5 protein-coding genes are annotated in these 9,854 nt (G+C 61.4%); 3 read left to right on the forward strand and 2 right to left on the reverse strand.

Annotated elements, in window-relative coordinates; all coding sequences use genetic code 11:
- Positions 1-357: 357 nt before the first annotated feature.
- A complete protein-coding gene (gene priA / locus BGIM_RS0142000; protein ID WP_238537821.1) occupies positions 358-2,652 on the reverse strand; it encodes a replication restart helicase PriA in 2,295 nt (764 codons plus the stop codon).
- 294 nt (positions 2,653-2,946) lie between these two features.
- Between priA and BGIM_RS0142015 the strand changes: the two genes are divergently transcribed.
- From BGIM_RS0142015 to BGIM_RS59260, 3 genes are all read left to right on the forward strand, one after another.
- Positions 2,947-4,575 carry a DUF1549 domain-containing protein gene (locus BGIM_RS0142015; RefSeq protein ID WP_020475589.1) on the forward strand — a complete coding sequence of 543 codons (1,629 nt, stop codon included), beginning with the start codon at positions 2,947-2,949 and terminating at the stop codon, positions 4,573-4,575.
- A 150-nt stretch (positions 4,576-4,725) separates the two neighbouring features.
- A complete protein-coding gene (locus BGIM_RS0142020; RefSeq protein ID WP_020475590.1) occupies positions 4,726-6,039 on the forward strand; it encodes a DUF1501 domain-containing protein in 1,314 nt (437 codons plus the stop codon).
- A 173-nt stretch (positions 6,040-6,212) separates the two neighbouring features.
- A complete protein-coding gene (locus BGIM_RS59260) occupies positions 6,213-8,114 on the forward strand; it encodes an EF-hand domain-containing protein (protein ID WP_029631779.1) in 1,902 nt (633 codons plus the stop codon).
- A 56-nt stretch (positions 8,115-8,170) separates the two neighbouring features.
- Here BGIM_RS59260 and BGIM_RS59265 read toward each other — a convergent pair.
- Positions 8,171-9,854, reverse strand: a 1,684-nt coding sequence (locus BGIM_RS59265; RefSeq protein WP_193789071.1) for a WD40 repeat domain-containing protein, incomplete at its 5' end; no start/stop codon positions are given.

Genomic DNA, 9,854 nt, shown 5'->3' on the forward strand with positions numbered 1-9,854 from the left:
CCCGGAAGAATTCAACGCCTCCCATCAACTGAACAGTTTTTCTTTTGACTTGGGAATCCCATCAATGAAAAAAGCCGCCAAAACGAAGGGATTTGCCGGCGAACAAATTGGCCCGACAGCGCAAACTACTCAAGCTGTGTAGGTTGCAACCGACGGCGTCACGGCCATGCTTCGGTGAGATTCAAAAGCAGAATAAGGCGGCAATCAGATCCGGCCAAAGTTTTAGGGGCCGGGCCGAATTGGGTGATTTATTCGCCGGTGAAAAAAAGTGGCTGAATGGTGGAGGAATGGGAAGGTCCGTGAAGCCTTGAGGCGGCTTGCACGGAAGGTTCAGCTCGACAGGCCGCTTCGCCTCGGTCACATCATGTTAAACGGGTCCACATCCACCTGATACTCGACGTTCGAGGGCTGGCGGGCGACGGCCAGCACTTCGCGCAGCACTTGATGCAGCAAGCCGGGGCTGGAGCTTTGCAGTTGGAAGTGATGGCGAAAATACCCGTTAAGCCGGTAGACCGGAGCTTCGGCGGGGCCGAGCAAACGGACGCCGGGGGATTGCGGCGGCTGGCGGTCGGCCCGGTGCAGGGCTTCGCGGAAGGCGCCGGCGAGTAGGTCCGCGAAATTGCGGGCAGCCTCCTCGTTCTCACTGCGCACAATCAACCGGACGAGTCGTTGATACGGCGGGTATTGATGTTCCTTGCGCTGGGCCAATTCCAACTCGGCGAACTTCAAGTAATCGTGTTTGGCGGCGAGGGTGATGCTCGGGTGGTCCGGCGTGTAGGTTTGGATCATCACCTGCCCTTCCAAGTCGCCGCGCCCGGCCCGGCCGGAGACTTGGGCCAATAGCTGGAACGTCCGCTCTCCGGCCCGGAAATCGGGCATGTGCAACCCGGCATCGGCGTTGATGACGCCGACGAGGGTGACGTTCGGGAAGTCCAGCCCCTTGGCGATCATCTGTGTGCCCATCAGGATGTGGACTAGCCCACCCCGGAAGGCATCCAATACCCGTTGGTGCGAGCCGGGGCGGGACATCGTGTCGCTGTCCATCCGCTGCGTCACGCGGTCGGGGAACTTCTGCTCAATCTCGGCCTGTAACTTCTCCGTCCCCATTCCCTGATAGAGAATCGACGGCGTCTGGCAGGTCGGGCATTTGCGGAACGGGGTTTGTTCGTGCCCGCAGTAATGGCACACCAGACTTGACCGCTGCCGGTGGAACGTCAGGGCGAGGTCGCAGTTTTGGCAATTGGCCACGAAGCCGCACGTCGGGCAATGGACGTGGGTGGAGAATCCCCGGCGGTTCAAGAGCAGGATCACCTGCCCCCCTTTGCCGAGGGCATCCCGCATCGCCCGCTCCAGCGTGGGGCTGATGGCCGAGAACGTCCCGGAGGATCTCGGTTCGTGCCGCATGTCGATCAACTTCACTGGCGGCATCGGCCGGGCTTCGACCCGGTTTGGCAAATCGAGCCGGGAATATTGGCCCCGCTCGGCGTTGGCCCAGCTTTCGAGCGAGGGAGTCGCCGACCCGAGGACAATGGGGATGTTCTCCAGTTTGGCCCGCATCACCGCCACATCGCGGGCATGATAACGGGGGGTGCTTTCCTGCTTGAAGCTGTTTTCGTGTTCCTCGTCGATGATGATGATGCCGAGTTTCCGAGTGGGGGCAAAGACGGCGCTTCTCGCCCCGACGACCACTTGGACATGTCCGCTGGCGATGCCGCGCCAATAGGCCCCGCGTTCGCTGTCGGTCAGGTGGCTGTGCATCACGGCGACGTTGCCGCAGCGGCCGCGAAACCGGGAGATGGTTTGCGGTGTCAGCGAGATTTCCGGCACCAGAACGAGGGCTTCCTTCCCTTGGGCCACCACTTGTTCGATGGCCCGCAGGTATACTTCGGTCTTTCCCGATCCGGTGACGCCGTGCAGCAAGAAGGAATGATAGCCGCCGGTGTTGACGGCCGCCTCGATGGTCTCCCACACGGCTTGTTGTTCGGCGTTGAGCGTCAATGCCCGGTGATCGACCGTTTCCAAGTCGGCTTCAAGAGTGGTCTTTTCCACCCGCTCGGTGAACTTCCGGGCATATCCCTTTTCGACGAGGGACTTCACCACCCCGGCCCCGACCTTGGCGAGCCGGGCCAGGTGACGTTGTTCCATCGGCCCGTCGGCGTTTCGCAAGTGTTCAAGCGTTTGTGATTGTTTGGGTGTCAGCACTTGCAACGGGGCGGGAAGATCGGCCTCGGGAACCGCCTGAATAAACGCGGCCTCCCGCGTGCCCGATTGGTCGCGGACCCCGGCGGGCAACACCGCTTGCAACACCTGGCCCCAACCGCAGAGATAATAGTCGGCCATCCAGCGAGTGAGGCGAAGCAGGGAATCCGTGAGCAGGGACTGTTCATCCAGAATTTTGCGAATCGCCTTCACCGCGCGCAACGGCGGGATTTCATGAACGCGCACGCAATAGCCCGTGGTGCCGGTGTCCCCCCGGCCGAACGGAACCTCTACCCGTTTGCCGACGGCGATCTCTGATTGCAGTTCTTCGGGAACAGAATAGCTGTACGGATGATCGAGCGGGCGATCAAACACAATGTCCGCATACACCCCGGCGGGGATCGGCGTTTCCGTGGCGGCCGATTCGTCATTCATCGTGTCAGGGAGGAGCATGGTGTTCATATTTCCACCTTACCAAAGTGGTCAAGGCGGCTGAATGTCAGCAGGATCATCATCGGCCGAAAAACCGGTCCTTGGCAAGAAGATGTGGGAAACATGGGCGGAGTTTTCGGGGGGTTGCCGGCATTGCCACTGGTGCAAATGGAAATTCGTTTCCCTTCGGTCGGGCATCGATTAGACTATTCTTGTCAGATCGTCATTTCGGGGGAATCACCGCCGGGCTGAAATGCCCGTCCATCCCCGGCGTCTTCAAATCGTTGACAGTCGGCATCTTCGACGAGTAGCACCATGATGGAACACGGCAAACTCTGGGCGGTCGTGCTGATTCTCGGGTCCGCGTGGGCGGTCTCCGGACAGGAACAAGGGCCGGCGCCGCGTGTCGTGACGATCCCGCCGGAGCAAGGCCCGGCGCCCCGCATGCTGAGAGCCAAACTGAAAACGCCGGAAGAACTGGCGCAAGCCATTGACCGGCACTTGGAAGCCCACTGGAAGGCCAACAACGTCACCCCGGCCCCGCTGGCCGACGACGCGGAACTGAATCGTCGGCTTCATCTCGACCTGCTCGGCCAAATCCCGGCCATTGGCGACGTCCGCACGTTTCTCAACGACAAAGACCCCGCCAAGCGGGATCGCCAGATCACCGAATTGTTCAAGCGGCCCGGTTTTCTGTCCCATTACGGCACTGTCCTTCGGCAAACGTGGCTGCCGCAGGCGACGGACAACCAAGAATTCCAGTTTCTCTCTCCGCAGTTTGAAACGTGGATTCGCAAAAAGCTGAAATCCGACACCCCAACCGACCAAATCGTCCGGGAGATGCTGACGGCCCCAACCCTCTTCAACGGCCGGCGAAACAATTTCAACGGCAACCCGGAGGACACCCCCTTCGCCTTCAATCAGGTGAACGAATTCAAGCCGGAAAACGTGGCCTCGATGGCCAGCCGGTTGTTCATGGGGGTGAAGATCGAGTGCGCCCAGTGCCACAACCACCCGTTTGCTCCTTACAAGAAGGAACAATTCTGGGAACTGGCCGCGTTCTTCGCCGAGGTGCAGCCGACCATCGCCAATGTGTCCGACGTGAAGGTGAAACGGGAGATCAAGATCCCCGAGACGACGAAGGTGATCCAGGCGAAATTCTTCGACGGCAAAGACCCGACATGGGACGCTGCCAAAAGCCCGCGGCAAACCTTCGCGGACTGGCTGACCGCCAAGGACAACCCGTACTTCGCCCGCAACTTCGCCAACCGCCTGTGGGCCTATTTCTTCGGCGTCGGCCTGATCGACCCGATTGACGAGCCGAGCGACGAAAATCCCCCGGCCATCCCGGCCCTTTTGGAAGAACTGACACAGGCCTTCATCGACAACGGATACGACCAGAAATTCCTGATGCGGGCCATCGTGCGGTCGAAGGCTTATCAACTCACGAGCCGCCAGACGCACCCGAGCCAGGCCGATCCCCGGTTCTTCGCCCGCATGACCATCAAGGGCCTCAGCGGGGAACAACTGTTTGACAGTCTCTCGCAAGCCACCGGCTACGTGGATAACACCCCCCGCGAGCAACGGCCGTTCGGGGGAACCCGGCGGGACTTCGTCATCAAGTTCTCCAGCACGGAGAAGATCACCGAGAAGCAAAAGAGCATCCTCCAGGCCCTCACCATGATGAACGGCCGGTTCGTCATCGATCAGACATCGACGAAGGGCGTTTTCCTCGTCGGTATTGTGGATTCGCCCCTGTGGACCCCCCGCGAAAAGCTGGACATGCTCTTCCTCGCCACCCTGAGCCGGTTTCCGACGAGGCCCGAGGCGGAGCGGTTCGGCAGCTACGTGGAGCAGGGCGGCGTCGATGTCGATCCGGACAAGGCGCTGGCCGATGTGTTTTGGGCCTTGTTGAATTCCAGCGAATTCAGCTTGAATCATTGACCTTGGAAGCGTGCTCCTCACGCTCCGCGTGAGGTTTTGCCCTCACCCAAGAGCGGCTGATGTCCTTGGGTGAACATCACAAAAGAACCTCACGCGGAGCGTGAGGAACACACTCGAAAATCTTCCCGACTGACCCCGCGAGAGACCGCGATGAAACCGAATAACCTGTCCCGCCGCGACTGGATGAGCGTGGCCGCCGGCTTGGGGCTGTCGATGTCCGGCTGGCTTCCGAAACTGGCCGCCGAGACGGCCGCGGACCCGCAGCGCAAGCGGTCGTGCATCCTTCTCTGGATGAACGGCGGGCCAAGCACCATCGACATGTGGGATTTGAAGCCAGGCCATGCGAACGGCGGCCCCTTCAAGGAAATCGCCACCGCCGCGCCCGGCCTGAAGTTTGGCGAGCACCTGCCGAAACTGGCCCGGCACGCGAAGGACATCGCCGTGGTGCGGTCCATGTCCACCAAGGAAGGGGATCACGCGCGGGCGACTTATTACCTCCGCACCGGCAACCTGCCGCAGGGGGCATTGCAGTTCCCCAGCATCGGCTCGCTGCTTTCCAAGGAACTTGGCAATCCGGCGTCCGAGTTGCCGAACTTCGTCAGCGTCTCGCCGTTCCGGTTCTTCTCGCAAGGAGCGTTCGGCCCCGGCTTCCTCGGGCCGAACCATGCCCCGTTAATCGTCGGGGAAGGGAACTTCGGCGCCCCCGCCGCCGGAGACGCCTCGGACCGGCTGCTCAAGGTGCAGGATCTCGCCCGCCCAAAGGAAGTCAGCGACGCCCAGGCTGATTCCCGCTTCGGCCTGCTCCGCGACTTGGACAGTGAGTTCGGGGCCGACCATCCCAACCTTACGCATCTCAGCCACCGCAGCGCTTACGACCGGGCGGTGATGCTGATGCAATCCGTTGGCGCGCGGGCCTTCGACTTGCAGGAAGAATCCGTGCGAGTGCGTGACGCCTACGGCCGCAACATCTTCGGCCAAGGTTGTCTGCTCGCCCGCCGACTAGTGGAGCGGGGCGTTCCCTTCGTGGAGGTCAACCTCGGCGGCTGGGACACGCACCAAAACAACTTTGATGCCTTGCAACGCCTCAACGGCATCCTCGACTCCGGCTGGAGCCAGTTGATGACCGACCTGTCGGTCCGCGGCCTGTTGGAATCCACCACCATCGTCTGGATGGGCGAATTCGGCCGAACCCCGCGCATCAACCAAGGCAAGGGCCGCGACCACTACCCGAACGCTTGGAGCGCCGTGCTGGCGGGCGGCGGCATCAAGGGGGGCCAGGCGTTCGGCAAAACCACCGACGACGGCACGAAGGTACAAGGCGACGCCACAAGCGTCCCCGATTTGCTGGCGACCTTGTGCAAGGCTTTGGGAATCGACCACTTGAAGACGAACAACTCCAACGTGGGCCGGCCGATTCGGATCGTGGACAAGTCGGCGAAGGTGATTAAGGATGTGGTGGCGTAGATATTTTGAAGCGATCAAGAGCCCCGCTGCGTTAAACTCAAGAGCCCCACTGCGTGAGCGGTGGGGGTTGCTTCAAGTGAGTGAAATCCTCACCGCTCACGCAGTGAGGCTCTTGAAGCCAGCGAATGTCAGGTTTGTTTCTTCCCGTCTTCGACTTTCTTCGAGCTTCTTCCATGCGTCTTTCCCTTCTCTTGTTCCTCGCCCTCCCCACCCTTGCGTCGGCCCAGACCATGCAGGCCACGCACACGTATAGCGGCTTGGATGCGACCTCGTCGCGCATTCGGCTGGAGCGGGGCGGAACCCGGCCATATGCGGTGACATTTGAGGCGGCGGCCATGCGGCTTCCCCCGGTGATGGAGATCTTTCCGGGATTGCGGCTGCCGGGGGAAACGCAAGACCATCGCCGGCCTGTCCCGTTGATTCAGACCGTGCGCTCCGCCCATCGGGCGGCCGACGTGGATTTGGGAATTCAAGACGCCCAGGATGTGTTGTTCTTCAGCGAGAAGAAACTGGTGGTGATCCGCATTCATCTGCGGGTGGCCGGGGAATCGTTCACGGAGCGATGGAAAAAGCAACTCCGCACGCTGTTCGATTTTCAAGACCGTGACGGCGACGGTTATCTCAATGCCGCCGAGGCCGATTTTGTGTTCACCAACAAGGGCGTGCAGGCGATGATTAACCGGGGATTCTCCTACCCCACGCCGACAGAAGCGGGCCGCACGCTGCCGGACTTCGACCTTGATCGTGACGGCCGGGTGAGTTTTGACGAGTTTCTTTCGTATTACCGCCCGTCCGCGAGCGACCTGCTCTCCTCGCAGGCTCAGGCAAACTTCGACGCCTTCGGTCCCAAGCTCACCGAGGAAATGTTCAAAATGCTTGACACCAACAAGGACGGCAAGTTGTCAAAGGATGAACTCATCCGGGTGCAAAGCCTCTTCGCCACGCAAGATTTGGACGAGGATGAATGCCTGACGCCGACAGAACTCGTGCCGGACCTGATGCGGGGCGGCGGATCAACTCCGGCCGCATACGACAACATCATGCAGGTTTACCCCGCCGGGCAATTGCCGGAAAGCACGCCCGAGACGATCATCAGCCATTACAAGAAAGATCAATCGTTCAAGTTCACCAAGGCCGATCATCCGTTCACGGACGCGACGTTCGCCGCTCTCGACAAAAACAAGGACGGCAACATCTCCCTCACGGAACTGCTGGCGTTCACCAAACTCCCGCCGGATTTGGAAATTGATCTCACCTACGGAAACGGGGACAAGCCCGCCGTCGCCATGCGGCCGGTTCCGGCGAATTCCCCGTGGAATGAAGCCTTCCGCTCGCCAAACGCCACGGTGGGGTTGCTGCGGGTGGGCACGCAAACCATCCAGTTTCATGTGGATGATCCGCGTCGCAGAGGGCCGCCGCTTCCGATGGCGAACATGAACCAACTTGGCCCGTTTCCCAATCCCGGCAAGGGCTACATCACGGAGTCCGACATCCCCGGCCCGCAAAACCAGTTCTTGCGGGTGTTGTTCGACACCATCGACCGCGATTCGGACGGCCGGGTGACGGTCGCCGAATACGAGGCGTTTCAGAAGGTGCAGCAATCGTTCACCCGGCTGCCGCTGTCGCTGGTTCACAAAGCCCAGACGCCTTCGCTCTTCCAGATCATGGATTCCAACGGGGACCGCCGCATCAACGCCCGAGAAGTCCGCAACGCTTGGGACAGGTTAATTGCGCTGGAGCCGAAACTGAAGGACGGTGTCACGCGGGACGCCCTGAAGCCGGACGGAGCCATCCGCTTCGGCCAGTTGGTTGACGTACAAATCGCCCAAAACGTCAGCGAGTATTTCCTGAGCGGGACCATCCGCCGCAGCCCGGCCGGGCCGGCGTGGTTCCAAAAGCTGGACAAGAACGGCGACGGGGAACTCTCCCGCCGCGAGTTCCCCGGCACCGCCGAAGAATTCGCCCGTTGGGACAAAAACGGCGACGGCGGCATCACCCCGGACGAAATCGAGGCCGAAATGGTGGCCCGCAAACTGCCGAAGTCGGGAGAAGAGAAGAAAAAGAAAATGCCCTGATCGGGCGGTCTCTCCATTTTCCGCACCTCCTTCATCTCCATCGGGACAAGACCGGCTTACCGCCTTGGCTGAGAGAGGGGGTCGTTCGGATTCAGCGGGGCGGGCGGAGGGACTGGTTTTTGGTCTTTCGGCCAAGTGATGTCCGCCCGTTGGATGCCGAGTTCCGTCATGATGAATTTTTTCGTCGCCTCGTCGAAATGGGGGCCGGTGCCTATGTAAAGCGTCCGGCCGTCCGGCGCGAAGGCAAGTTTGTTGGCGCTCCCTTGTCGCACCTTCACCTGACCGATGCTGAAAAGGGGCATCGTCGAAAAAAGAAGCACTTTTCCCTCGGCATCACCGGCGGCGAAGAGCTTGCCATCGGGCGAGGTCACCAGATCCGTCACGCCGGGGCCGGGGATCATGAAGTCAATGATGGTCTCGCCGGTGACCGGGTTGCCGATGAGGCCTTTCTGCTCGGCGCAGGCGAAGAAACCCCGGCCGTCCGGGAGGAAACCCACCTTCCCCGTCTCGCCTTGTTGCAGGTCGCGTGTCCAGAGGAGCTTGCCGGATTCGGCGTCCCACATTCGCACCGCCTGATCCTGCCCGGCGGAAATCAGCCGGGAGCCGTCCGGGGAAAACGCCAGCGAGCGGACATGGTTTTTCCCGCCGACAATCGCCCGGACAACTTTGCCCGTGCTTAGGTTATGAATTTGGATGCTGAGGTCGGCCCCGGCGCTGGCCAGCCATTTGCCGTCCGGCGACACGGCCAGCGCCAGGACTGCTTCCTTGTGGACGTTGATCCGGGCGATTTCTTTGCCCCGCTCGCCCTCCCAAAACCGGATCGATCCGTCCTCCAATCCGGCCCCGAACGCCTTGCCATCTTTCGTGAAGACCACGCAGGGAATTTCCCCCTTCAATCCGATGATTGTGTGAAGCCGTTTGCCGGATTCCGCATCCCAGACGCTGATGGCCGCGTCGGATTTCGGCCAGTGGGACGTGCCAACGATCCGGCGTCCGTCGGGAGAAACGGCCAGAGATCGAACCGGCGACTCGGCACGCATCACCGGCTTCGACGACCAGTCGAACTTCGGCACGGGCTGTCCCGGAAAGGCCAATACCGCGCCTTCGGTCCCGCCTTCGCCAAAGAAGTCCCTGGCCGTGAGCGGCCGCTGGATGGTGACGTGTGGCCAAACCTGCGGTTGTGGGCCAGTGAGACGGAGGGTGCCTTCCACCCGATCAAGCGGGTACGGGAACGTGGGTTTGTTCCCCTCCACCCAGTAAGGCAAACCGAAATTTTTATTTTGCTCGTGGATTAACGGGCCGGTTATTTCAAATTTCCGTTCCTGAGTCGTCGCCGAATTTGTGGAAGAACCGGCCGGGAGCAGCGTCGCCTTCAGCACCGGCTTGCCGTCACGGGTGATGGAAACCACCTCCTCGCGGGTCTGGCCACGGCCCTGAATCTTCACGGTCTGCGGGCCGAGCTTCAACTTCACTTCCTTCAGGCCGACGCCGCTGACGGTCATCTCCCGGCCGTCGCGATCGACGACCACGCTCGCCTCGGGGTCGTCGATCTCCACCACCAGCGTCCCCTCGGCGACGGGAAACTTCAACACCGTGCCGGCCGTGGCCAGCGTGGCGGCGAAGAACAACCCGGCCAGGGTCAACACCCGGCGGCGGCGGCGTTGCCGGGGGGGCTCGGTTCCCTCGGCAACGTAGCGGATACAATCGCGCAGACGGTCGGCCACGCGCCCGGCGTCGGCG

This window comes from Zavarzinella formosa DSM 19928, from assembly GCF_000255705.1.
GTDB lineage: Bacteria > Planctomycetota > Planctomycetia > Gemmatales > Gemmataceae > Zavarzinella > Zavarzinella formosa.